The organism is Streptomyces sp. col6, from assembly GCF_008042035.1.
In the GTDB taxonomy this organism is placed as follows: Bacteria; Actinomycetota; Actinomycetes; order Streptomycetales; family Streptomycetaceae; genus Streptomyces.
Map to the genome: position 1 here is coordinate 503,493 of NZ_RDBL01000006.1, position 23,132 is coordinate 526,624.

The window sequence follows — 23,132 nt, forward strand, 5'->3', positions numbered from 1 at the left end:
GCCGGACGGGCTTGGTCTGGTCCGGCTGAGGCGCTGTCCTCAATCGCCGGACGGGCTTGAATTGTCCGGCGCGATCACACACTTCCGCTCGGCGGCCGCCGGGTGGGAACTGACATCGGTACCTGATACGGCCGGTGCAGCACACAAGGAGAAAACCCATGCCGAAGCCCGCCAAGGGTGCCCGTCTGGGCGGCAGCGCCGCGCACGAGAAGCTTCTTCTCAACAACCTCGCGAAGTCGCTGTTCGAGCACGGCCGCATCACCACGACCGAGGCCAAGGCTCGCCGCCTGCGTCCGGTCGCGGAGCGTTTCATCACCAAGGCGAAGAAGGGCGACATCCACAACCGTCGCCTGGTGCTGCAGTCGATCACGGACAAGGGCGTCGTCCACACGCTCTTCACCGAGATCGCCCCGCGGTACGAGAACCGCCCCGGTGGTTACACCCGCATCACCAAGATCGGCAACCGTCGTGGCGACAACGCCCCGATGGCCGTCATCGAGCTGGTCGAGGCGCTGACCGTGGCGCAGCAGGCCACCGGTGAGGCCGAGGCCGCCACCAAGCGTGCGGTCAAGGAAGACGCGGCCAAGAAGGACGAGACCCCGGTCGAGTCCGTCGAGGACGCGCAGGACGCCTGAGCGTTCCGGAACCACTGAACGGGTCCGCATCTCCCTCCGGGGCGGTGCGGGCCCGTTCGGCTGTGCGGGATCTTGAGAGGATGCGCTGGTGAGTGACGAGGTGGAGCCCGGCTTCGTACGGGTACGGCTGGACCTGGCCTATGACGGCAAGGACTTCTCGGGCTGGGCGAAGCAGACCGCCCGGCGGACGGTCCAGGGGGAGATCGAGGACGCGCTGCGGACCGTGACCCGCTCCTCGCGCACGTACGACCTGACGGTGGCCGGCCGCACCGACGCCGGGGTGCACGCCCGGGGCCAGGTCGCCCATGTGGACCTGCCGGCCGAGGTGTGGGCCGAGCACGAGGAGAAGCTGCTGCGGCGGCTGGCCGGGCGGATGGCGCCCGATGTGCGGGTGTGGCGGATCGCGGAGGCGCCGACGGGGTTCAACGCCCGGTTCTCCGCGCTGTGGCGCCGGTACGCGTACCGCATCGCCGACCGCCCCGGCGGCGTCGACCCTCTGGTGCGGGGCCATGTGCTCTGGCACGACCGCCCGCTTGACGTGGCCGCGATGAACGCCGCCGCGGCCCGGATGACCGGGGAGCACGACTTCGCCGCGTACTGCAAGAAGCGCGAGGGCGCGACGACGATCCGGACGCTCCAGAAGCTGCACTGGGTGCGGGACGAGGAGACCGGGATCATCACCGGGACCGTGCAGGCAGACGCCTTCTGCCACAACATGGTGCGGGCCCTGGTCGGCGCGATGCTGTTCGTGGGCGACGGGCGGCGCCCCGACCCGTGGCCGGCCGAGGTGCTGGCGGCCGGGGTGCGCGACCCCGGGGTGCACGTGGTGCGCCCGCACGGGCTGACGCTGGAGGAGGTCGCGTACCCGGCGGACGAGCTGCTGGCGGCACGGGCGCTGGAGGCCCGCAACGTGCGGTCGCTGCCGGGGACCGGGTGCTGCTAGGCCGTACGTCGTGCGGGCCCTACGTCGTGGTGAGGTTCGCGGCGGCCGACGCCTGGACCTCGCCGCGGTGGCGGATCCGGCGGAACGTGTAGTCGGTGAGGTCGTCGCCGGTGGTGTAGACGTTCTTGTCGGCCTCGGTGACGTTCCCGCCGACGGTGAAGCCGCCGACCGTGAAGTACGCGTACCGGCCGTACGAGTTCGCCGTGCGGCGGCAGATCACGCCGTCGCGGCAGAAGACCGGAACGCCCGACCCGCTCAGCGAGGCCAGCCCGCCGGTCGCCAGCCGCGCGGTCCGCTTCGCCCGGTCCTCCGTGTCGAAGACCGCGATGCCCACGGTGACCGCCACACCGTCCCGGCTGTACGTGGCCCGGATGACCTGGTCGCAGCCGTTGGCGGTGAGGATCGCGCCCAGCGCGCCCTGGGTGGCCGCCGCGCACTGCTTCGTGCGGTGGGTCGCGCCCCTGGCGTACGTACGGCCTGCGGCGGTCAGCTTGTCGTCGGGGAAGAAGGCGTCGACGTCGACCGGCAGCCGGTCCTTCTTCACGTCGGCGATGTAGTCCCGGGGGTCCGGCGGGGGCGGGGGCGCCACCGAGGAGAAGGACGGCTCGGGAGCGGGCAGCTCGCTGGGCAGGTCGTCCGCCGTGGGCAGCTCGCTCGCGTGCTTCCCGGCGCCCTTGCCGGAGCCGTCGCCGTTCGCCGAGACGACCGCGGTCGCCACGAGCGCGGCGACCGCCGCGGTGGCGAGCGCGCCGCCGCCGATGAGCAGCCACTTCTTGCGCCTGGCACGGGCCGCCGACGCCTCGGCGAGCGCCTCCCAGTCGGGAGTCCCGCCGTTCCCGGGCCCCTCGGAGGGTCCCCCGTCCCCAAAGCTCATGCCGCGCATCCTAGAGCCTCCCGTAAACCGGTTGGGTGCACGCTCTGCGGCCCGTGACAATGCTCTGCATGGGACATCTCGAAGCAGGCCACCTGGAGTACTACCTACCGGACGGGCGGGTGCTGCTCGGCGACGCCTCGTTCCGGGTGGCCGACGGTGCCGTGGTCGCCCTCGTCGGGGCGAACGGCGCCGGCAAGACCACGCTGCTGCGGCTGCTCGCCGGGGAGCTCCAGCCGCACGGCGGCTCGGTGTCCGTGAGCGGCGGGCTCGGCGTGATGCGGCAGTTCGTGGGCTCGGTGCGCGACGAGCGCACGGTCCGCGACCTGCTGGTCTCCGTCGCTCAGCCGCGTATCCGGGAGGCCGCACTCGCCGTCGACCGGGCCGAGGAGCGCATCCTCACCGTCGACGACGAGGCCGCGCAGATGGCGTACGCGCAGGCGCTGAGCGACTGGGCGGAGGTGCGGGGCTACGAGGCCGAGACGCTCTGGGACATGTGCACCATGGCCGCGCTCGGCGTCCCGTACGAGAAGGCGCAGTGGCGCGAGGTGCGCACGCTGTCCGGCGGTGAGCAGAAGCGGCTGGTCCTGGAGGCGCTGCTGCGCGGGCCCGACGAGGTGCTGCTGCTCGACGAGCCGGACAACTATCTGGACGTCCCCGGCAAGCGGTGGCTGGAGGAGCGGCTGAAGGAGACCCGTAAGACGGTCCTCTTCGTCTCCCACGACCGGGAGCTGCTGTCCCGGGCCGCGCAGAAGATCGTCAGCGTGGAGCCGGGCCCGGCCGGCAGCGACGTCTGGGTCCACGGCGGCGGCTTCGACACGTACCACCAGGCCCGCAAGGAGCGCTTCGCCCGCTTCGAGGAGCTGCTGCGGCGCTGGGAGGAGGAGCACAAGCGGCTGAGGGCGCTCGTGCTGCGGCTGCGCCAGCAGGCGGCGATCAGCCCCGACATGGCGAGCCGCTACCACGCGATGCAGACCCGCTTCCGGAAGTTCGAGGAGGCGGGCCCGCCGCCGGAGCCGCCGCGCGAGCAGGACATCCGGATGCGGCTGCGCGGCGGCCGGACCGGGGTGCGCGCGGTGACCTGCGCGCAGCTGGAGCTGACCGGCCTGATGAAGCCCTTCGACCTGGAGATCTTCTACGGGGAACGGGTCGCGGTCCTCGGCTCCAACGGCTCAGGCAAGTCCCACTTCCTGCGTCTCCTCGCGGGCGAGCCCGTCGCGCACACGGGGGAGTGGAAGCTGGGCGCCCGGGTCGTCCCCGGCCACTTCGCGCAGACCCACGCACACCCGGAGCTGCTGGGCCGCACGCTCGTCGACATCCTGTGGACGGAGCACGCCAGGGACCGGGGCGCGGCGATGTCCGTGCTGCGCCGCTACGAGCTGGAGCGGCAGGGGGACCAGCCGTTCGAGAAGCTGTCCGGTGGCCAGCAGGCCCGGTTCCAGATCCTGCTCCTGGAGCTGTCCGGCACGACCGCGCTGCTGCTCGACGAGCCGACGGACAACCTGGACCTGGAGTCGGCGGAGGCGCTGCAGGACGGTCTGGAGGCGTACGAGGGCACGGTGGTCGCGGTGACCCACGACCGGTGGTTCGCGAAGAGCTTCGACCGGTACCTGGTCTTCGGTTCGGACGGGGTCGTACGGGAGACGCCGGAGCCGGTGTGGGACGAGCGGCGGGTCGAGCGGGCGCGGTAGCCGGGGACGCGTTTTGACCCGTCCGCGACCGGGCGGGTAGTCTCGATGTTTGTTATGCGTTCGGGCTGCGCCGTCATGGCGCGCGGAGCCCTTGCGCAGGTTCTCTGGAGCAGTTACCAGTGGCTCGCATACGGGCATCGTCCCGGCATTGTGCGCCCCAGCTGCATGATCGCTTCAGAGGTGTCGTGTGTCTGGACCCCATCCACTGAAGAAGCGAAGGCTACGAAGTGCGTACGTACAGCCCCAAGCCCGGCGATGTGACTCGCCAGTGGCACATCATTGACGCTCAGGACATCGTCCTGGGCCGTCTCGCCACCACGGCTGCGAACCTCCTCCGAGGCAAGCACAAGGCGATCTACGCCCCCCACATGGACATGGGCGACTTCGTCATCATCATCAACGCCGACAAGGTTCACCTGTCCGGCAACAAGCGGACCCAGAAGATGGCCTACCGCCACTCCGGGTTCCCGGGCGGTCTGCGCTCCGTGCGCTACGACGACCTCCTCGCGAACAACCCCGAGAAGGCCGTCGAGAAGGCCATCAAGGGCATGATCCCCAAGAACTCCCTGGGCCGCCAGATGATCTCGAAGCTGAAGGTCTACGCGGGCGACCAGCACCCGCACGCTGCGCAGCAGCCGGTCCCGTACGAGATCACCCAGGTCGCGCAGTAGTTCCGGCCTCCCCCCAAAGACATAAAGAAAGATCTGAGGAGAATCGTGGCCGAGACCACTGTTGAGACCGCCGAGGGCACCGAGGGCGAGGAGACCTACGCCGAGGTGACCACCTTCGAGTCGGAGGTCCCCGTCGAGGGTGAGTACACCTCCGAGTCGCTCGCCGGCCGCTTCGGCGACCCGCAGCCCGCCGCCGGCCTTGGCCGTCGCAAGAACGCCATCGCCCGCGTCCGGATCGTTCCGGGCACCGGCAAGTGGAAGATCAACGGGCGCACCCTCGAGAGCTACTTCCCGAACAAGGTGCACCAGCAGGAAGTCAACGAGCCCTTCAAGGTGCTCGAGCTCGACGGCCGTTACGACGTCATCGCCCGCATCGCGGGTGGCGGCGTCTCGGGTCAGGCCGGCGCCCTGCGCCTCGGCGTGGCCCGCGCGCTGAACGAGGCGGACGTGGACAACAACCGCGCGACGCTGAAGAAGGCCGGCTTCCTCTCCCGCGACGACCGTGCGGTCGAGCGCAAGAAGGCCGGTCTCAAGAAGGCCCGCAAGGCCCCGCAGTACAGCAAGCGCTAAACCGCCTGCTCATCCGCGTTACACGTTCGCCCCGGCGGCACACCTCGTGCTGCCGGGGCGTTCGTTTATCGACATCCTCGGGCATATAACGACATAAGGCGTTCATAGGCTTCTTGGTTGCATGATCTGACTTTTGCGTTTCGGAGCACTTTCGGAGGACACCAGTGGGACGACTCTTCGGCACGGACGGCGTGCGCGGCGTCGCCAATGCGGACCTGACGGCCGAGCTCGCGCTCGGCCTCTCGGTGGCCGCGGCGCACGTACTGGCCGAGGCGGGCACCTTCGAGGGCCATCGGCCGACGGCCGTGGTGGGCCGCGACCCACGCGCCTCCGGAGAGTTCCTGGAGGCCGCCGTCGTGGCCGGCCTCGCGAGCGCGGGCGTCGACGTCCTGCGGGTCGGCGTGCTGCCGACCCCGGCCGTCGCCTACCTCACCGGCGCCCTGGGCGCCGACATCGGGGTCATGCTCTCCGCCAGCCACAACGCCATGCCGGACAACGGTGTCAAGTTCTTCGCGCGCGGCGGCCACAAGCTCGCCGACGAGCTGGAGGACCGCATCGAGACGGTGTACGAGCAGCACCGCACCGGCGAGCCGTGGTCCCGCCCCACCGGCGCCGGCGTCGGCCGCGTCACCGACTACACCGAGGGCTTCGACCGCTACGTCGCCCACCTCATCGGCGTCCTGCCGAACCGGCTCGACGGTCTGAAGGTCGTCCTCGACGAGGCCCACGGCGCCGCCGCCCGCGTCTCGCCCGAGGCGTTCGCCCGCGCCGGGGCCGAGGTCGTCACGATCGGCGCCGAGCCGGACGGGCTGAACATCAACGACGGCTGCGGCTCCACGCACCTGGGGCTGCTGCGCGCCGCCGTCGTCGAGCACGGCGCGCACCTGGGCATCGCGCACGACGGCGACGCCGACCGCTGCCTGGCCGTGGACGCGGCGGGCGAGGAGGTCGACGGCGACCAGATCCTCGCCGTGCTGGCCCTCGCCATGCGCGAGGCCGGCCAGCTGCGCGGCGACACCGTCGTCGGCACCGTGATGTCGAACCTCGGCTTCAAGATCGCCATGGAGCGGGAGGGCATCCAGCTCGTCCAGACCGCCGTCGGCGACCGCTACGTCCTGGAGTCGATGAAGGCCGAGGGCTACGCGCTGGGCGGCGAGCAGTCCGGCCACGTCATCGTCCTGGACCACGCCACGACCGGCGACGGCACGCTGACCGGCCTGATGCTGGCGGCCCGGGTCGCCGCGACGGGCCGCTCGCTCGCGGAGCTGGCCGGGGTCATGGAGCGCCTGCCGCAGGTCCTCGTCAACGTCCCGGACGTCGACAAGTCCCGCGTGAACACCTCGCAGGAGCTGGCCGCCGCCGTCACGGAGGCCGAACGCGAGCTGGGCGCCACCGGCCGCGTCCTGCTGCGCCCGTCGGGCACGGAGCCGCTGGTGCGGGTCATGGTCGAGGCGGCGGACATCGAGCAGGCGCGCGCGGTGGCCGGACAGCTGGCGGACGTGGTGAAGTCGGCGCTGGGCTAGTCCGGTTGCTGGGCTGGTCCGGTTGCGTAGAGGGGCGGGTGCGCGTGGGGCGCGCCCGCCCCTTCGCGCGTCCGGGGCGTGGGCCCGCGCCTCTCGCGCGGCCGGGTGGCCGGTGTGCCGCGCCCGCCCTCAGCGCGTCGGGGCCGTCGGCTTCGTGTGGGCCCGCTGGTGGTGGCGGGTCTTGCGCCACAGGGCCTTCTGGGCCAGCAGCGTCAGCGTGCCCGCGAGGACGATCCCGCCGAGGTTCGCCAGAAGCTGCTGCACGGACCCCGTCATCTGGCCGTAGTCGCGGTAGCTGAAGGCCACCGCCGCGTTGGCCGCCGCCGGCACGGTCGTCACCGAGATCGCGACGCCGATCAGCGCCCCGGACTTGGCCGAGGTCAGGGAGAGCGTCCCCGCGACGCCCGCGAGGAACGCCACGACGAACGACATCCAGTCGGGCTGCCAGACGAACGCCGTATTGGGCCGCTTCCCCTCGATCATCGACATGTCGAACAGCCCGAAGGCGTCCATCAGCCAGGCGAAGCCGACCGTCAGCAGCATGGCCGCGGCGAACCCGCCGATCAGCGCCCACAGCGAGCGCCACACCAGGCGCGGAGCACGCTGCACCAGCGCCGTCGACACCCCGGCGAGCGGCCCGAACTCGGGGCCCACCGCCATCGCGCCCACGATCAGGATCGCGTTGTCCAGCATCACCCCGCAGGCGGCCAGCATCGTCGCGACCGCGAGGAACGCCACATAGGTGGCGCTGAACGTCGAGTCGTCGTGCGTGGCCTCGACCAGCTCCTCCCACAGCACCGCGTCCGAGCCCTCGCCCGGTGCGTCCTCCTCGGCCCGGTCGGCGCGCGCCGAGAGCGTCAGGTCCATGTTCTCGACGGTGATCGCCCCGAACTCGTCGAGCCCCATCCGGCGCAGCGCCGCGATCAGCTCGTCGCCCGCCTCGCGCGCCACGTCGCACAGCACGATGTCCCCCACCGGGTCACGCGCGACCCCCGGCAGCACCGCGAGATGGGCGGTGCCGACGGTCCGCTCCAGCAGGTCCGTCACCCCGTCCGTGCGGTCTTCGGGCACGAGCAGGCGCAGATGCAGCACGGTGCATCCTTTCCGGGATCAGAGCTTGCGCAGCGACAGCCGCTGGACCTTGTGGTCGGGCCCCTTGCGCAGCACCAGTGTGGCGCGGCCCCGGGTCGGCGCCACGTTCTCGACGAGATTCGGCCGGTTGATGGTGCGCCACATGGTGGCCGCGTACTCCATCGCCTCGGCCTCGGAGACCTGCGTGTACTTGCGGAAGTACGAGGACGGGTCCTGGAACGCCGTCTCGCGCAGCTTCCGGAAGCGGTTGAGGTACCAGGTCTCGATGTCCTCCGGCTTGGCGTCCACGTACACGCTGAAGTCGAAGTAGTCGGCGAGCCCCACCCGGGTGCGGCCGTCCTTGCCGGGAAGCGCGGGCTGGAGCACGTTCAGCCCCTCGACGATCAGGATGTCGGGGCGCCGGACGGTGAGCCGCTCGCCGGGCACGATGTCGTAGATCAGGTGCGAGTAGACCGGCGCGGTCACCTCGTCCTTGCCCGCCTTGATGTCGGCGACGAAACGGGTGAGGGCGCGGCGGTCGTACGACTCCGGGAACCCCTTGCGCGACATCAGGCCGCGCGCGTGGAGCTCCTTCATCGGCAGCAGGAAGCCGTCCGTGGTCACCAGCTCCACCCGGGGGTGCTCCGGCCAGCGGGCCAGCAGTGCCCGGAGGATACGGGCGCTGGTGGACTTGCCGACGGCGACACTGCCCGCGACGCCTATGACGAACGGCGTCCCGCGCTGTGCGCCCTGCCCGTTGCCCGCGTCCCCGAGGAAGGTGTTCAGCGCGCCGCGCAGCCCGGAGGTGGCCTGCACATACAGGTTCAGCAACCGCGAGAGCGGCAGATAGACGTCCCGCACCTCGTCGAGGTCGATGACGTCCCCGAGCCCGCGCAGCCGCTCCACCTCCTCGGCGGTCAGCGGCAGCGGCGTCTTGTCGCGCAGCGCGCTCCACTCCGCCCGGGAGAGGTCGACGTACGGCGTCGCCGCGTGCTCGGCGCGTCGGGGGCTCCGTGCGGGTGAGGTGATCACGTCTTCATTGTTGCGGGAGTTTTAAGCGAGCGGGGGGTGGGCTCGGTCACGTGGGGGAGGGCGTACCGGTTCGAGTCCGGTTCCGGCGCGCTGGTAATCTGCCGCCCCGCCGTCCTGCTGATCTTGGTCGCGTGCGGCGGGGTACGCCTTTTCCCTTACGCAGCAACGAGGTGCGCATGAAATCAGGCAGAACCGGGGCCGTGGCCGCGCTCGCGGGGGCGCTGGCCCTCTCGGCGCTCACGGCTCCGACGGCGGAGGCCGCCGATACCGGGATCACGGTGTCGCAGGTCGTCGTCAACGGGGGCAGGCCCATCGTGGTGGGCACCACGCAGGTGACGGAGCCCTCGGTCACGTTCCGGGTCACCCTTCCCCCGGGCTACAGCACGGCCGACCCCTCCCGTTACGACGCGGAACCGTTTCTGTACCACGGGACCACGCCGGCCAAGGGGATCGATGCCGGCGGGCTCCAGATGGGGATCTACACCTGTTACGAGAAGAGCGACCGGATCGCGGACTGCGAGGGGTCCCTCTACATCGACCCGTACTACCGGCTGGACTCCAACAACGACGCGACCACCTGGAAGGTCGGCTTCGTGGGGCGGCTGTTCGAGGGGGACTACCACCTCGTGGCCGAGGAGTACCGGGCCACCTCCAGCACGGCGCAGCTCCGGCGCTACGCCAAGGCCACCGTCGACGCCGCGCCCGAGCCGGTCGCGAAGGGCAAACCGGTCACGGTGACCGGCAGCCTCAAGCGGGCGGACTGGGGGAAGCACACCTACACCGGTGTGGCGGACGCGTCCGTCCAGTTGCAGTTCCGGCCCAGGGGCACCACCTCGTACAACACCGTGAAGACCGTGCGCTCCAGCTCCACGGGCGCGCTGAAGGCGACGGTCACCGCGTCGCTCGACGGCGACTGGCGGTGGAACTTCGGAGGCTGGTCGACCACGGGCAGCGCGGTGTCGTCCGGTGACTACGTCGACGTCAGCGGGGCCGACGGAGTCGTCCGGAAGATGAGCGCCGCCAAGGGGCGGTGAACGGAGTACGACGACGGGCCGGGCGCCCCCTCGGGGTGCCCGGCCCGTCGCGCTTCCGCCGTGGCGACTAGTCCGTGCCGGACTCCATCGCCGCGCGGTCCAGCATCTCGTCCTGGTCCGAGACCTCGCCGCGCGAGGCGATGGCCTCGGCGCCGCCCTCGGGGAGCTGGCCGATCAGGCCCGTGGCGGCGGCCTGGGCCGCGCCGATGGCCGGGTTGGCGGTGCCGATCATGCCGAGGCCCGCGTACTGCTCCAGCTTGGCGCGGGAGTCCGCGATGTCCAGGTTCCGCATGGTGAGCTGGCCGATGCGGTCCACCGGGCCGAACGCGGAGTCCTCGGTGCGCTCCATGGACAGCTTGTCCGGGTGGTAGCTGAACGCCGGGCCCGTGGTGTCGAGGATCGAGTAGTCCTCGCCGCGCCGCAGCCGCAGGGTGACCTCGCCGGTGACGGCCGTACCGACCCAGCGCTGGATCGACTCGCGGACCATCAGCGCCTGCGGGTCCAGCCAGCGGCCCTCGTACATCAGCCGGCCGAGGCGGCGGCCCTCGTTGTGGTACTGCGCGAGGGTGTCCTCGTTGTGGATCGCGTTGACCAGGCGCTCGTACGCGGCGTGCAGCAGGGCCATGCCGGGGGCCTCGTAGATGCCCCGGCTCTTGGCCTCGATGATCCGGTTCTCGATCTGGTCGGACATGCCCATGCCGTGGCGGCCGCCGATGGCGTTCGCCTTCATGACCAGGTCGACGGCCGTCTCGAACTTCTCGCCGTTGATCGTGACCGGGCGGCCCTGGTCGAAGCCGATCGTGACGTCCTCGGTCTCGATCTCGACCGTCGGGTCCCAGAACCGCACGCCCATGATCGGCTCGACGGTCTCCACCCCGGTGTTCAGGTGCTCCAGCGTCTTCGCCTCGTGGGTGGCGCCCCAGATGTTGGCGTCCGTGGAGTACGCCTTCTCCGTGCTGTCCCGGTAGGGCAGGCCGTGGGCGACCAGCCACTCCGACATCTCCTTGCGGCCGCCGAGCTCCGTCACGAACTCGGCGTCCAGCCAGGGCTTGTAGATGCGCAGGTGCGGGTTGGCCAGCAGGCCGTAGCGGTAGAACCGCTCGATGTCGTTGCCCTTGAACGTGGAGCCGTCGCCCCAGATCTGGACGTCGTCCTCCAGCATCGCCCGGACCAGGAGCGTGCCGGTGACCGCGCGGCCCAGCGGCGTGGTGTTGAAGTACGCCCGGCCGCCCGAGCGGATGTGGAACGCCCCGCAGGTCAGCGCGGCCAGGCCCTCCTCGACGAGCGCGGCGCGGCAGTCGACCAGGCGGGCCAGCTCGGCGCCGTACGCCTTGGCACGGCCCGGCACCGAGGCGATGTCGGGCTCGTCGTACTGGCCGATGTCGGCGGTGTAGGTGCACGGGACGGCGCCCTTGTCGCGCATCCACGCGACCGCGACCGAGGTGTCGAGGCCGCCCGAGAAGGCGATGCCGACGCGTTCGCCGGCGGGCAGGGAGGTGAGGACCTTGGACATAGGAAGATTATGCATCATCTCGCATGATCATGCAACGTGGGTTTTTCCCTGGAGGGAATACCCCTGGGGGGTATATGGTTCGGATCGTGCGGGCGGGACATCCGTCCCCGCACCGCCTTACGGAGGGAAGCGCGATGGACCACGCACACGGGCCCCACGACCACACCGGGCACGGCGACCACAGCGCACACGCGGGTCACGGCGGCGCGGCGCACGAGGGCCACGACACACATGCGGGTCACGGCGGTGCGGCGCACGAGGGCCACGCCGGCCACGGCGACCACACGGGCCACGGCCACCACGGCGGTCACGCCGCGCCCGCCACTTGGCGCATGGCCGCGCTGGCCACCCTGCACTGCCTCACCGGCTGCGCCATCGGCGAGATCCTCGGCATGGTGATCGGCACGGCGGCCGGGCTGCACAACGGCGCCACCGTGGCCCTCTCCATCGCGCTGGCCTTCGTCTTCGGCTACGCGCTGACCATGCGCGGGGTCCTGCGGGCGGGCGTGCCCCTGCGGCAGGCGCTGAAGGTGGCCCTGGCCGCCGACACGCTGTCGATCGCCGTCATGGAGATCATCGACAACACCGTCATGGTGACGATCCCCGGCGCCATGGACGCGGGCCTGGCCGATCTCCTCTTCTGGGGCGCGCTCGCCGGCTCGCTGGCCCTCGCCTTCGTCATCACGACACCGGTCAACCGGTGAATGATCGGACGCGGCAAGGGCCATGCCGTGGTCCACGCCTACCACTGAGGGGCGTGCGCGCTCACTTCCGCCAGAACAGGTGGTGCGTCATCCCGCTGGGGCTCGGTACGACGTCCAGGTGGAAGCGGTCGCGCAGGTCGTCCGGCGAGTCCCAGAGCCGCATACCCGACCCCAGCTCCACCGGCGCCACCGCCACGTGCAGGGTGTCGACCAGGTCCGCTTCCAGGAACTCCCTGATGGTCGACACCCCGCCGCCGAGGCGCACGTCCTTGCCCTGCGCCGCCTCCCGGGCCTGCGCCAGCACCTCGGCCGGCTCGCCGTCCACGAAGTGGAACGTGGTGTCGGAGAGCGTGAACGAGGGCCGCTTGTGGTGGGTCAGGACGAACACCGGGGTGTGGAACGGCGGTTCGCCGCCCCACCAGCCCTGCCACTCGTGGTCCTCCCAGGGCCCGCGCTGCGGGCCGAACTTGTTCCGGCCCATGATCTCGGCGCCGATGTTGTGCGAGAAGTCCCGCGTCATGTAGTCGTCCAGACCCCGGCTCCCGCCCGGGTCCGTCCGGTTGGGCCAGCTCGCCGTCGCCCCGGCCCAGGAGAACAGCTGCCCCGGGTCGACATGGCCGAAGGGCTTCTCCAGCGTCTGGTTCTCCCCGCAGGCGACGCCGTCGGCGGAGACGGTGAAGTTCTGGACCTTCAGCAGTTGAGTCATGGTGCTCTTCTCCCGGTGATGGGTGACAACGCAAGGGGTGACTCCTCGGGAGGCCCGGACTCATCGCCGTACACCGTCCCGCTTTCTCATCCCACCGTAAGCACCGCGTTCCCCCGTACCCGGCGCGCCCGGATGTCCGCGACGACGTCGTCCGTGCGGGACCAGTCGCGGACCGAGCCGATCTCCGGGTGCAGGCGTCCGCTCGCCACCAGCCTTACCAGCGTGGCGAGTTCGTCGGCATACGTGGTGTCCGCGCGGGTGTAGTCGAAGTGGGCGATACGGGCCTCGGCCGGGCCCTTGAAGAAGTCGAAGAAGTCCAGTGCGACCGGGGTGCGGCTGGCCTGGCCGAACCAGACCAGCAGGCCGCCCGGGGCCAGCCGGGCCAGGGCCGCCGGCAGCGAGTCGCCGCCCACCGACTCCAGGACCACGTCGTACGGGCCCTCGGCGTCCGCCGGTGACGTCACCACCGCGTGCGCCCCCAGCTCCAGCAGCCGCGCCCCGCGCTCCCGGGTCGCGCTGACCGCCGTCACCGCCGCGCCCGAGGACGCCGCCAGCTCGGTGACGTAGTGGCCGACGCCGCCGCTCGCACCGGTGATCAGCACGCGCCGCCCCGCGACCGGGCCCGCCGCGCGCAGCAGGCGCAGCGCGGTGATGCCGGCCAGCGGGAGGGCCGCCGCCGTCACCGCGTCGACGCTGTCGGGGAGCGCGGCGATGCTGTGCACCGGGACGGCGACGCGCTCGGCCCAGCCGTACGCGGGCGGGTGCGCGACGACGCGGGTGCCGGCGGCGGGGCCGGTGCCGTCGGCCGCCGCCCGTACGACCGTGCCGGCGACGTCCTTGCCGGGCCGCCAGCCGGCCCACCGGCGGTCGAGCTGCCCGTCGAGCTGGAAGGTCTCGCCCCGGTTGACGGAGTACGCCTCCACCGCGACCAGGGCCTCGTCGGCTGCGGGGACGGGCTCGGGGGCCTCGTCGATGTGGACCGTGCCGCCCGGTCCGGCGGCGGGAAGCTGTGCGCGCATCGCGGGCTCCTCAGGCGAAGACGACGTTGTGGGCGTGGAGGGTGTCGAAGTGCTCGCGCACCGAGGCGATACGGCCGTCGCGCACGGTGAACACAGCCAGGCAGTGCTGGTCGTACCGGCCGCCCTTGCGGGTCAGCCCGCGCGTCCGCCACTCGGCGAGGACCCGCTCGCCCTCCGCGAGCACGTCCAGGAACTCGATCTCCACCGTCTCCGGCACCAGCCGGGCGGTCATCGTGGCGACGAACTCGTCGAAGATCTCGTCCGGCCCGGTCCAGGTGCCCGAGACGGGAAGGTCCCCGGCGAGCGTCCAGGTGACATCGGCGTCGAAGAACGCCCGCAGCCGGTCCATGTCGCCCTCGGCCAGGGTCTTCATGTAGTCGAGGACGACGTCCTTGGGGGTGCTGTTCATGATCGTGAGGCCTTTCGTCGAGTGGTTCCCTCCGATGCCTGAACGCTAGGGAGTGCGGGGCCGCCCAGGGAAAGACCTGTTTCCGATCGCTCCAGAACCGTCCGGCATCACCGCTGGTCAGAGCCGCCTCGTATGCTCCTTGCCATGATGGATCTGCGGCGCCTGCGCTACTTCCTGGCCGTGGCCGGGGAACGCAACTTCACCCGCGCCGCCGAGCGGCTGCACATCGCGCAGCCCGCGCTCAGCCGCCAGATACGCGAACTGGAGAAGGAGTTGGGCGTCCAGCTCCTCGACCGCACCACGCACTCCGTCGAACCCACCGAGGCCGGGCGGCTGTTGATGGAGCGCGGCGCGGCCCTCTGCGAGGAGGCCGACCGCCTCTGGCGCGATGTACGCGGCTTCGCCGGCGGCGAGAGCGGCACGCTGGCCTTCGGGTACAGCATGAGCACGAGCTACGAGACGGCCCCCGCGCTGCTCGCCGCCCTGGCGGACCGGCTGCCCGGCATCACCGCCGACACGCGGCTGCTGTCCACCGCCGAGATCCTGTCCGGCGTCGCCGACGGAACGCTGGACGCGGGCCTGGTCCGCTGCCCGCCGCCGACACCGGAGCTGGTGCGGACGCTCGTACGGCTGGAGCCCCAGGGCATCCTCATGGCGGCCGGTCACCGGCTCGCCGCGCTGCCCGCCGTCGACCCGGCCGAGCTGTCCCGGGAAACGCTGCTCATCCACCCGCGCGAGGCGAACCCGGGCCACTACGACGCGATCACGGCCATCCTGGCCGAGGCGGGCGCCGCCCCCGAACTCCTCCTGCGCCCCCTGGCGTTCGATGCCGGCCACACTCCGGTCGCCCGGGGCGACGCGGTCTCGGTCGTCGGCGACTCGGCCGCCCCGAGCCTCCCGGCGGGCCTGGTCTGGCGCCCCCTGACCGGCGTCGCCGCCATCGAACTCCACCTGCTCACCCGGGGCCGGGGCGCCCGCCCGGTGGTCGCCCAGCTCCTGCGTACGGCGACGGAGACGGCCCGTGCCGGAGGGTGGCTGCGGTCACCGGACGCGGCGGGGTGACGCCGGGGGCCTCAGGGGCTCGGCGGACCCGGGTGCCCCGCCCGGTCACCAGGGGAGGACGGCGAGGGCTTCCACTTCCAGGAGCAGGTCCGGCCGGAAGAGCGCGGCCACCTGTACGGCCGTGCCGGCCGGGGGGCGCGCCACGTCGACATGGGCGTCCCGCGCGACGCGGATCGCGGGCAGGAACGCCACGTCGGTGACGTAGAAGGTGAGCTTCGCGACGTCGGCGAACGTCGCCCCGCCCGCCTCCAGGCAGCGCTTCAGGTTCTCGAAGACCTGACGGGCCTGGGCGGCGGGATCGCCCTCCCCGACCAGGTTCCCCTTCTCGTCCAGCGCGATCTGCCCCGAGATCACGACGAGCCTGCCCTCGCCCACGACGGCATGGCTGTAGCCCTGGGCGGGGGCGACCCCGTCCGGCGATATGTGGGTGAGCATGGTCTCGTCGGAATCCTGTGCTTCGTCCTGCACGGTGCCCTCTCTCCTCCGGCCGTTCCAGCGGGCCAACGATAAGCGGCGGGGGCGGTGTTGGGACGAGCGGGCCCGTCGCGGAGGGAGCCCTACCCCCGGAACGGCCGGTACGTCAGTTGCTTCACGCGGCGCAGCAGCGGCATCGACTCCACGTGCTCGACGCCGGCCAGGCCGCCCAGGCGGTCGCTGAGGTAGCGGTAGAAGTGGGTGGAGTCGCGGGTGATCACGACCGCGACGATGTTGGACGGGCCCGTGGTGGCCGACGCGTACGCCACCTCGCGGTCCGTCGCCAGGGCCGTGCCCACCGTGTGCAGGGCCCCGGGCGCGGCGGTGATGTACAGCATGCTCGGGTTCCGGTAGCCGAGGTGGCCGGAGTCGAACTCCACGTCCACGTACAGCGCGCCCGAGGCCACCAGCCGGGCCAGGTGGCGCCGGACCGCCGACTCGGAGAGGCCGGTCGCGCGCTGGAGTTCGGGGTAGGTCGCCCGGCCGTCCCGTTCCAGCGCGGCGACCAGGGGCTCGTCCTCGGCGGTGATGACGGCCGGGCCGGGCGGGGCCGGGGCGGGCGGCGGGGTGAGGGCGGCGGTCTCCTCCGGGGTGAGCGCGCCGCTCTTGTGGAGCCAGCCCGCGGGGCCGCCGTAGAAGCGGTGCAGCAGCTGGTGCGCGCGGATGTCGACGATGTGCGGGGTGCGCGGCAGCTTCCCGATGAGCAGGTCGTCCGCGTCGTCCCGGCTGCGGAGGTTGACCGTGCACGTCACCTCCGTACCGCCCGACGTCAGCCCGATCCACGAGGTGTCGGGCCGCTTGGCCAGCGCCTCCGCGATGGCCGTCGCGCCCTCGGGCGCGCACCGCACCCGCAGCAGCCAGTGCTCGAACGAATCCTCCGACGCCGCGCACCGCACCCCCACCACCCGCAGCCCCGCCTCGGCCCGCAGCCTGCGGAAACGGCGCGCCACCGTCTGGTCGGAGACGCCGAGCACCGACGCGATCCGGCTGAAGGGCGCGCGGGCGTCCAGCTCCAGCGCGTGCAGGACGCGCAGGTCCAGGGCGTCGCCCCGGATGGGTGATTCCACTGTCGAAGGCCCTCTCGGTGTCGGATTCCGGCGCCGGGGTGTCACTGGCTGGGGATTTGGGACGCGGCCGTCCGATCGTACGTACGGGGTGGCCGCCGGTCACGCCGAAGGCTTACGGGAGAAGGACCAAGGACATGCGTAAGTGGGGGCCGCTCACCGCGGTCTGTCTGGGGACGTTCATGCTGCTGCTGGACGTCACGATCGTCATCGTGGCACTGCCCGACATGGCGCGGGCGCTCGACGCCTCGCTCTCCGATCTGCAATGGGTCATCGACGGCTACGCCCTCGCGCTCGCCGCGCTGCTGCTCGGCATAGGCGCGGCGGCCGACCGGCTCGGCCGGCGCCGGGTCCACGTCGTGGGCGTCGTGCTCTTCGCCGCCGCCTCGCTGGCCTGCGGGCTCGCCTCCTCGCCGGGTCTGCTGGTGGCCGCGCGCGGGGTGCAGGGCGTGGGGGCCGCCGCGATGTTCGCGACGACGCTGCCGCTGCTGGCCTCGGTGTACCAGGGCAAGGACCGGTCCGTCGCGCTCGGGCTCTGGGGCGCGGTGGCCGGGGGCGCCGCCGCGATCGGGCCCGTGGTCGGCGGGCTGCTGACCGAGGGGCCCGGCTGGCGCTGGATCTTCTACGTGAACCTGCCGGTCAGCGTGGCCGCCGTCTGGCTGACCGGCCGGACCGTGCCCGAGTCGCACGGGGCGCGGGACCGGCGCACCGACTGGGCGGGGACCGCCGCCTTCGCGGTGTTCGCGGGGGCCGCGACGTACGCCGTCGTCCGGGCGGGCAGCGTCGGCTGGGCGTCCGGGCAGACGCTCGCCACGTTCGGGATCGCCGCCCTCGCCCTCGTCTGCTTCGTCCTGGTGGAGCTGCGCGTCGCGCACCCGCTGCTGGACCTGTCGCTGTTCCGCACCTCCGCGTTCACCGGGGTGATGGCCGGGGCGCTCGCCTTCAACATGGCGGCCTTCGGCGTCCTGCCGTACACCTCGATCTGGCTGCAGACGGTGCTCGGGCTCAGCCCCGTCCAGGGCGGCCTGGCGGTCCTGCCGCTGGCCGCGACCTCGTTCGTGGTGGCCGCCGTCGGCGGCCGGCTGCTGCACGGGGCGCCGCCGCGCCTCACCATCGGCGTCGGGCTCGTCCTCATCGGCGCCGGCACCCTCGGCCAGGCGGTGCTCGGCGCGGGCTCCTCGTGGCCGGTGCTGGTCCCGGGCCTGGTGGTCGCGGGCATCGGTACGGGCCTGGTCTCCCCGGCCATCGCGGGCGCGGCGCTCGCCGCGGTGCCGCCGGAGCGGGCCGGTATGGCGGGCGGCGCGGTCAACACCTTCCGCCAGCTCGGGTACGCCTTCGGGGTCGCCGTGCTCGGGACCGTACTGACCTCCCGGATGGGGGAGAGCCTGGGCGACGGACCCTCCCACGCGCTGGCGGGCGGCGGCGCGGCGGGGCTGCGGGCCGCCGGGATGCCGGAGCACGCGCTGCGGGCGGCGTTCGCCTCGGGGCTGAACACGGCGGCCGTGGTGGCCGGTGCGGTGGGGATCGTGGCGGGGGTGGCGGTGCTGCTGCTGGTCAAGGGCCGGAAGGCGGTGCCGGAGGCGCCGGGGGCTGTGGGGGGCGGTGCGGTGGCGGAGGCCGTGCGGGCCGGGTGAGGGGCGCGCCACCTTCGGCGGCGCCTTGTCCTCAATCGCCGGACGGGCTTGAAGTGGTGGCCGGACGGGGCCTACGGGCTCCGTTGCGCTTGAAATAGGGGTCACTTCTGCGACTATGCGAAGAACGCGGGCTTGTGATCAGGAAAGGGCCACTATGTGCGGGATCGTGGGTTACGTCGGTGGGCAGTCGGCGCAGGACGTCGTCGTCGCGGGCCTCAAGCGGCTGGAGTACCGGGGGTACGACTCCGCCGGGATCGCCGTCCTCGCCGACGGCGGGCTCGCCGCCGCCAAGAAGGCCGGGAAGCTCGTCAACCTGGAGAAGGCGCTGAGCGAGCAGCCGCTGCCCGCCGGTACCGCCGGGATCGGGCACACCCGCTGGGCCACCCACGGCGGACCCACCGACGTCAACGCCCACCCGCACCTCGACAACGCCGGCCGCGTCGCCGTCGTCCACAACGGGATCATCGAGAACTTCGCGGCCCTGCGCGCCGAACTCGGCGAGCGGGGCCACGACCTGCTCTCCGAGACCGACACCGAGACCGTCGCCCACCTCCTCGCCGAGGCGTACAGCCAGAGCGGGGAGCCGGCCGAGGCCATGCGCCAGGTGTGCCGGCGCCTCGAAGGGGCGTTCACGCTCGTCGCGGTCTTCGCGGACGCGCCCGACGTCGTGGTCGGGGCCCGGCGCAACTCGCCGCTCGTCGTCGGGATCGGTGACGGCGAGTCCTTCCTCGCCTCCGACGTCGCCGCGTTCATCGAGCACACCCGGGACGCGATCGAACTCGGCCAGGACCAGGTGGTGGAGCTGCGCCGGGACGGCGTCCTGGTCACCGGGTTCGACGGGGAGCCCGCCGAGGTGCGCGAGTACCACGTCGACTGGGACGCCTCGGCCGCCGAGAAGTGCGGCTACGCCTCCTTCATGCTCAAGGAGATCGCCGAGCAGCCGAAGGCCGTCACCGACACCCTCCTCGGCCGCATCGACCCCGAGGGCACCCTCCACCTCGACGAGGTCCGCATCACCCGGGGCGAACTGCGCGAGGTCGACAAGGTGGTGATCGTCGCCTGCGGGACCGCGTTCCACGCCGGGATGATCGCCAAGTACGCCATCGAGCACTGGACGCGCATCCCCTGCGAGACCGAGCTGGCCAGCGAGTTCCGCTACCGCGACCCGATCATGGACCCGCACACCCTGGTCATCGCCATCTCCCAGTCCGGCGAGACGATGGACACCCTGATGGCCCTGCGGCACGCCCGCGAACAGGGCGCGAAGGTCCTCGCCATCTGCAACACCAATGGCTCCACCATCCCGCGCGAGTCCGACGCCGTGCTCTACACGCACGCCGGGCCCGAGGTCGCCGTCGCCTCCACCAAGGCGTTCCTCACCCAGCTCGTCGCCTGCTACCTCGTCGCCCTCTACCTGGGCCAGGTGCGCGGCACCAAGTGGGGCGACGAGATCCGGACCGTCATCCGGCAGCTCTCCGAGATCTCCGGCTCGGTGGACCGGGTCCTGGAGACCATGGAACCCGTCCGCGAGCTGGCCCGGTCGCTGGCGTCCCACGACACCGTGCTCTTCCTCGGCCGGCACGTCGGCTACCCGGTCGCCCTGGAGGGCGCGCTGAAGCTCAAGGAACTCGCGTACATGCACGCCGAGGGGTTCGCCGCCGGCGAGCTGAAGCACGGGCCGATCGCGCTCATCGAGGACGGGCTGCCCGTCGTCGTCGTGGTGCCGTCCCCGGCCGGACGCTCGGTGCTGCACGGCAAGATCGTGTCGAACATCCAGGAGATCCGGGCCCGCGGCGCCCTCACCGTCGTCATCGCCGAGGAGGGCGACGAGGAGGTCGTTCCTTACGCCGACCACCTCATCCGCATCCCCGCAACGCCTACGCTGCTTCAGCCGCTGGTCGCCACCGTGCCGTTGCAGGTCTTCGCCTGCGAACTCGCGACGGCCCGCGGCAACGAGGTGGACCAGCCGCGCAACCTGGCGAAGTCCGTCACCGTGGAGTGAGCCGAGCAGTGAGGGTGGGAACGTGATCATCGGGGTCGGGATCGACGTGGCGGAGATCGAGCGGTTCGACGCGGCGCTGGAGCGTACGCCGCAACTCGCTTCGCGGCTGTTCGTGGAGGCGGAGCTGCTGCTGCCGAGCGGTGAGCGGCGCGGGATCGCCTCGCTCGCCGCCCGGTTCGCGGCGAAGGAGGCCCTGGCGAAGGCGCTCGGCGCGCCCGCCGGGCTGCTGTGGACGGACGCCGAGGTGTACGTGGAGGACAGCGGGCAGCCGCGGCTGCGGGTGAGCGGCACGGTGGCGGCTCGCGCCGCCGCGTTGGGGGTGCGGAGCTGGCATGTGTCGCTCAGCCACGATGCGGGGGTCGCTTCCGCGGTGGTCATCGCGGAGGGGTGACGGGGGCTCCGCCCCTGTGGCCTCGGGTGCTCCGGTGTGCCGGTTCCGTCCTCAATCGCCGGACGGGCTGGAATGCGCGGCCCGTTCTCGGTTCCGTTACCGATGTCCTCAATCGCCGGACGGGCTTGATGTGGCTGAGGTCTGCGCGCGCTTCTGAACATGCGTACGTTGAAGGCATGCGTACCGCCTACAGCGTCGATTCCGTACGGGCCGCCGAAGCGGCCCTCATGGCACGGCTTCCCGAAGGTGCGCTGATGCAGCGCGCCGCCGCCGGGCTCGCCGCCGCCTGTGCCGATCTGCTGCGCCGGGCCGGGCGGGTCTACGGCTCCCGCGTCGTCCTCCTCGTCGGCACCGGCGCCAACGGCGGCGACGCCCTGTACGCCGGTGCCCGGCTCGCCAGGCGCGGCGCGGGCGTGGTCGCCGTACGGGTCACCCCAGGCAGGTCCCACGAGGGTGGCACCGCCGCCCTGCGCGCCGCCGGCGGACACGTGGTGGACGGCGAGGAGAGCACCACCCACGAGGACTGGGCCGGGCGCATCGACCTCGTCGTGGACGCCATCACCGGCATCGGCGGACGCGGCGGACTGCGGCCGGCGGCGGCCGAACTGGTCGCGCGGTACACCGCACACGGCGCGCCCGTCGTCGCCGTCGACCTGCCCAGCGGCGTCGAGGCGGACACCGGTGAGGTGACCGGCGACGCGGTGCGCGCGGACGCCACCGTCACCTTCGGCGCGTACAAGGCCGCGCTGCTCGTCGACCCGGCCGCCGAACGGGCCGGGGCGCTGCGTCTCGTCGACATCGGGCTCGACGCCGAACTCCCGGCCGTGCCCGACCTGGAGGCGCTCCAGTACGCGGACGTCGCCGCGCTGCTGCCCGTACCGGATGCCGAGAGCGACAAGTACCGGCGCGGGGTCGTCGGCATCGCCGCCGGGTCGGCCCGCTACCCGGGCGCCGCCGTGCTCGCCGTCTCCGGGGCGCTGCGCGGCGGGGCGGGGGCCGTGCGCTACGCGGGCCCCGGCGGCGAGGCGGTCATCGCGCGGCACCCGGAGACCCTGGTCCACGCGGGCCGCCCCTCCAGGGCCGGGCGGGTGCAGGCGTGGGTCGTCGGACCCGGGCTCGGCGACGGCACCGAGGCCGTGGAGGCCGTCTCCGACGTGCTGGCCACCGAGGTGCCGGTGCTGGTCGACGCGGACGGGCTGCGGCTCCTGGACGCCGACGTGGTCCGCGCCCGTACCGCGCCCACCGTCCTCACCCCGCACGCCGGGGAGGCCGCCGCGCTGCTCGGCGTGGCGCGCGAGGAGGTCGAGGCCGGGCGGCTCGCCGCCGTACGGGAACTCGCCCGGCGGTTCGGCGCCACGGTCCTGCTGAAGGGCTCGACGACCCTCATCGCCACCGACACCCCGCACACCCCGGTCCGGGTCAACCCGACCGGGACCTCCTGGCTGGCCACCGCAGGCAGCGGAGACGTGCTCTCCGGCCTGACCGGCTCCCTGCTCGCCGCCGGACTCGCCCCGCTCGACGCCGCGTCCGCAGGGGCGTATCTGCACGGACTCGCGGCCCGGCGCGCGGCGGACGGCTCCCCGCTCGCCGCGATGGACGTCGCCGAGGCGATCCCCGAGGCGTGGCGGGACGTCCGGGCCTGAGCGAAGCTGAGGGCGAGCGTCCGCGGAGGAGCCGAGGAGAGGTGACCGGCCGTGAGCAGCAGCGGTGACGTGCGCGTCCGCCGGGTCTACGACGGGGTGGAGGAGGGCGACGGCACCCGCGTCCTCGTCGACCGGCTGTGGCCGCGCGGGGTCTCCAAGGAGAAGGCCGCGATCGACCGCTGGCTCAAGGACCTCACCCCCTCGGACGAGCTGCGCTCCTGGTACCACGAGGACCGCTCCGCCACCCGCTACGACACCTTCGTCGAGCGCTACCGCGCCGAACTGGCCGGACCGGCCCAGACGGCGGCCGTCGACGAGCTGGTGGGGCTGGTCCGCGCGGGCGGCCCGGTCACGCTCGTCACCGCCGTCAAGGACGTCGAGCACAGCCACGTACCCGTCCTCGCCGACCATCTGGAACACGAGCTGCGCCACCGCTGACGCGCCCCGCCGGACCGGCCCGCGCACCGGGC

23 protein-coding genes are annotated in these 23,132 nt (G+C 72.4%); 14 read left to right on the forward strand and 9 right to left on the reverse strand.

Annotated features, from left to right (window positions below):
- Nucleotides 1-158: 158 nt before the first annotated feature.
- Both rplQ and truA read left to right on the forward strand, forming a co-directional pair.
- Entirely contained in the window at nt 159-635 is a 477-nt protein-coding gene (gene rplQ, locus EAO73_RS06405) for a 50S ribosomal protein L17 (protein ID WP_018101210.1), read from the forward strand.
- An 88-nt stretch (nt 636-723) separates the two neighbouring features.
- Nucleotides 724-1,578, forward strand: coding sequence for a tRNA pseudouridine(38-40) synthase TruA (gene truA / locus EAO73_RS06410; protein WP_147970459.1), 855 nt, complete (start codon nt 724-726; stop codon nt 1,576-1,578).
- A 19-nt stretch (nt 1,579-1,597) separates the two neighbouring features.
- Here the strand turns inward: truA and EAO73_RS06415 are convergent, their stop codons facing one another.
- Nucleotides 1,598-2,452, reverse strand: coding sequence for a hypothetical protein (locus EAO73_RS06415; RefSeq protein WP_147970460.1), 855 nt, complete (start codon nt 2,450-2,452; stop codon nt 1,598-1,600).
- A gap of 59 nt (nt 2,453-2,511) precedes the next feature.
- Between EAO73_RS06415 and EAO73_RS06420 the strand changes: the two genes are divergently transcribed.
- The 4 genes from EAO73_RS06420 (at nt 2,512) to glmM (ending at nt 6,904) form a co-directional block, all read left to right on the forward strand.
- Nucleotides 2,512-4,140, forward strand: coding sequence for an ABC-F family ATP-binding cassette domain-containing protein (locus tag EAO73_RS06420; RefSeq protein WP_191134010.1), 1,629 nt, complete (start codon nt 2,512-2,514; stop codon nt 4,138-4,140).
- A gap of 227 nt (nt 4,141-4,367) precedes the next feature.
- Nucleotides 4,368-4,811, forward strand: a complete 444-nt coding sequence (rplM, locus tag EAO73_RS06425) for a 50S ribosomal protein L13 (RefSeq protein WP_073964425.1) — start codon at nt 4,368-4,370, stop codon at nt 4,809-4,811.
- 45 nt (nt 4,812-4,856) lie between these two features.
- On the forward strand, nt 4,857-5,381 hold the full coding sequence (rpsI, locus tag EAO73_RS06430) for a 30S ribosomal protein S9 (RefSeq protein WP_018519279.1): 525 nt from the start codon (nt 4,857-4,859) through the stop codon (nt 5,379-5,381).
- A 164-nt stretch (nt 5,382-5,545) separates the two neighbouring features.
- A complete protein-coding gene (gene glmM / locus EAO73_RS06435) occupies nt 5,546-6,904 on the forward strand; it encodes a phosphoglucosamine mutase (RefSeq protein ID WP_147970462.1) in 1,359 nt (452 codons plus the stop codon).
- Nucleotides 6,905-7,033: 129 nt separating this feature from the next.
- On the opposite strand, the gene EAO73_RS06440 is transcribed toward glmM, so the two are convergent.
- Both EAO73_RS06440 and coaA read right to left on the reverse strand, forming a co-directional pair.
- Nucleotides 7,034-7,996, reverse strand: coding sequence for a DUF389 domain-containing protein (locus EAO73_RS06440; RefSeq protein ID WP_147970463.1), 963 nt, complete (start codon nt 7,994-7,996; stop codon nt 7,034-7,036).
- 18 nt (nt 7,997-8,014) lie between these two features.
- On the reverse strand, nt 8,015-9,007 hold the full coding sequence (gene coaA / locus EAO73_RS06445; RefSeq protein WP_147970464.1) for a type I pantothenate kinase: 993 nt from the start codon (nt 9,005-9,007) through the stop codon (nt 8,015-8,017).
- 176 nt (nt 9,008-9,183) lie between these two features.
- Here coaA and EAO73_RS06450 point away from each other — a divergent pair, with 176 nt between their 5' ends.
- Nucleotides 9,184-10,041, forward strand: coding sequence for a hypothetical protein (locus EAO73_RS06450; protein WP_224756189.1), 858 nt, complete (start codon nt 9,184-9,186; stop codon nt 10,039-10,041).
- A gap of 67 nt (nt 10,042-10,108) precedes the next feature.
- Here EAO73_RS06450 and argG read toward each other — a convergent pair whose 3' ends face one another.
- A complete protein-coding gene (argG, locus tag EAO73_RS06455) occupies nt 10,109-11,554 on the reverse strand; it encodes an argininosuccinate synthase (protein ID WP_147970465.1) in 1,446 nt (481 codons plus the stop codon).
- Nucleotides 11,555-11,886: 332 nt separating this feature from the next.
- Between argG and EAO73_RS06460 the strand changes: the two genes are divergently transcribed.
- On the forward strand, nt 11,887-12,258 hold the full coding sequence (locus EAO73_RS06460) for a DUF4396 domain-containing protein (RefSeq protein ID WP_147971416.1): 372 nt from the start codon (nt 11,887-11,889) through the stop codon (nt 12,256-12,258).
- Between the two features lie 61 nt (nt 12,259-12,319).
- Here the strand turns inward: EAO73_RS06460 and EAO73_RS06465 are convergent, their stop codons facing one another.
- The 3 genes from EAO73_RS06465 to EAO73_RS06475 all read right to left on the reverse strand — a co-directional run bounded on the left by EAO73_RS06465 (nt 12,320) and on the right by EAO73_RS06475 (nt 14,392).
- On the reverse strand, nt 12,320-12,964 hold the full coding sequence (locus EAO73_RS06465; RefSeq protein WP_147970466.1) for a dihydrofolate reductase family protein: 645 nt from the start codon (nt 12,962-12,964) through the stop codon (nt 12,320-12,322).
- Between the two features lie 86 nt (nt 12,965-13,050).
- Nucleotides 13,051-13,983 carry a zinc-binding dehydrogenase gene (locus EAO73_RS06470; RefSeq protein ID WP_147970467.1) on the reverse strand — a complete coding sequence of 311 codons (933 nt, stop codon included), beginning with the start codon at nt 13,981-13,983 and terminating at the stop codon, nt 13,051-13,053.
- Between the two features lie 10 nt (nt 13,984-13,993).
- Entirely contained in the window at nt 13,994-14,392 is a 399-nt protein-coding gene (locus EAO73_RS06475) for a nuclear transport factor 2 family protein (protein WP_147970468.1), read from the reverse strand.
- Between the two features lie 144 nt (nt 14,393-14,536).
- Here EAO73_RS06475 and EAO73_RS06480 point away from each other — a divergent pair, with 144 nt between their 5' ends.
- On the forward strand, nt 14,537-15,454 hold the full coding sequence (locus EAO73_RS06480) for a LysR family transcriptional regulator (RefSeq protein ID WP_224756190.1): 918 nt from the start codon (nt 14,537-14,539) through the stop codon (nt 15,452-15,454).
- 45 nt (nt 15,455-15,499) lie between these two features.
- On the opposite strand, the gene EAO73_RS06485 is transcribed toward EAO73_RS06480, so the two are convergent.
- On the reverse strand, nt 15,500-15,889 hold the full coding sequence (locus EAO73_RS06485) for a RidA family protein (protein ID WP_147971417.1): 390 nt from the start codon (nt 15,887-15,889) through the stop codon (nt 15,500-15,502).
- 122 nt (nt 15,890-16,011) lie between these two features.
- Complete coding sequence (locus EAO73_RS06490) at nt 16,012-16,995, reverse strand: Lrp/AsnC family transcriptional regulator (RefSeq protein WP_147970470.1); 984 nt, start codon at nt 16,993-16,995, stop codon at nt 16,012-16,014.
- A gap of 134 nt (nt 16,996-17,129) precedes the next feature.
- Here EAO73_RS06490 and EAO73_RS06495 point away from each other — a divergent pair, with 134 nt between their 5' ends.
- The 5 genes from EAO73_RS06495 (at nt 17,130) to EAO73_RS06515 (ending at nt 23,100) form a co-directional block, all read left to right on the forward strand.
- Nucleotides 17,130-18,626 (forward strand): MFS transporter, encoded by a 1,497-nt coding sequence (locus EAO73_RS06495; RefSeq protein WP_147970471.1) that lies wholly within the window; start codon nt 17,130-17,132, stop codon nt 18,624-18,626.
- 154 nt (nt 18,627-18,780) lie between these two features.
- Complete coding sequence (gene glmS / locus EAO73_RS06500; protein WP_147970472.1) at nt 18,781-20,628, forward strand: glutamine--fructose-6-phosphate transaminase (isomerizing); 1,848 nt, start codon at nt 18,781-18,783, stop codon at nt 20,626-20,628.
- 22 nt (nt 20,629-20,650) lie between these two features.
- Nucleotides 20,651-21,019 (forward strand): holo-ACP synthase, encoded by a 369-nt coding sequence (locus tag EAO73_RS06505; RefSeq protein WP_147970473.1) that lies wholly within the window; start codon nt 20,651-20,653, stop codon nt 21,017-21,019.
- Nucleotides 21,020-21,195: 176 nt separating this feature from the next.
- Nucleotides 21,196-22,662, forward strand: coding sequence for an NAD(P)H-hydrate dehydratase (locus EAO73_RS06510; RefSeq protein WP_147970474.1), 1,467 nt, complete (start codon nt 21,196-21,198; stop codon nt 22,660-22,662).
- Nucleotides 22,663-22,713: 51 nt separating this feature from the next.
- Complete coding sequence (locus EAO73_RS06515; RefSeq protein ID WP_147970475.1) at nt 22,714-23,100, forward strand: DUF488 domain-containing protein; 387 nt, start codon at nt 22,714-22,716, stop codon at nt 23,098-23,100.
- The last annotated feature ends 32 nt before the right edge of the window (nt 23,101-23,132 follow it).

Bases quoted from the DNA above. Each gene is read 5' to 3' on its own strand.
- glmS (WP_147970472.1), top strand. From the start codon at position 18,781: ATGTGCGGGATCGTGGGTTACGTCGGTGGGCAGTCGGCGCAGGACGTC.
- EAO73_RS06480 (WP_224756190.1), top strand. From the start codon at position 14,537: ATGATGGATCTGCGGCGCCTGCGCTACTTCCTGGCCGTGGCCGGGGAA.
- EAO73_RS06495 (WP_147970471.1), top strand. From the start codon at position 17,130: ATGCGTAAGTGGGGGCCGCTCACCGCGGTCTGTCTGGGGACGTTCATG.
- EAO73_RS06415 (WP_147970460.1), bottom strand. From the start codon at position 2,452: ATGAGCTTTGGGGACGGGGGACCCTCCGAGGGGCCCGGGAACGGCGGG.
- EAO73_RS06460 (WP_147971416.1), top strand. From the start codon at position 11,887: ATGGCCGCGCTGGCCACCCTGCACTGCCTCACCGGCTGCGCCATCGGC.
- EAO73_RS06450 (WP_224756189.1), top strand. From the start codon at position 9,184: ATGAAATCAGGCAGAACCGGGGCCGTGGCCGCGCTCGCGGGGGCGCTG.
- EAO73_RS06470 (WP_147970467.1), bottom strand. From the start codon at position 13,983: ATGCGCGCACAGCTTCCCGCCGCCGGACCGGGCGGCACGGTCCACATC.
- argG (WP_147970465.1), bottom strand. From the start codon at position 11,554: ATGTCCAAGGTCCTCACCTCCCTGCCCGCCGGCGAACGCGTCGGCATC.
- EAO73_RS06465 (WP_147970466.1), bottom strand. From the start codon at position 12,964: ATGACTCAACTGCTGAAGGTCCAGAACTTCACCGTCTCCGCCGACGGC.
- rplQ (WP_018101210.1), top strand. From the start codon at position 159: ATGCCGAAGCCCGCCAAGGGTGCCCGTCTGGGCGGCAGCGCCGCGCAC.
- EAO73_RS06475 (WP_147970468.1), bottom strand. From the start codon at position 14,392: ATGAACAGCACCCCCAAGGACGTCGTCCTCGACTACATGAAGACCCTG.
- EAO73_RS06420 (WP_191134010.1), top strand. From the start codon at position 2,512: ATGCTCTGCATGGGACATCTCGAAGCAGGCCACCTGGAGTACTACCTA.
- EAO73_RS06510 (WP_147970474.1), top strand. From the start codon at position 21,196: ATGCGTACCGCCTACAGCGTCGATTCCGTACGGGCCGCCGAAGCGGCC.
- EAO73_RS06485 (WP_147971417.1), bottom strand. From the start codon at position 15,889: ATGCTCACCCACATATCGCCGGACGGGGTCGCCCCCGCCCAGGGCTAC.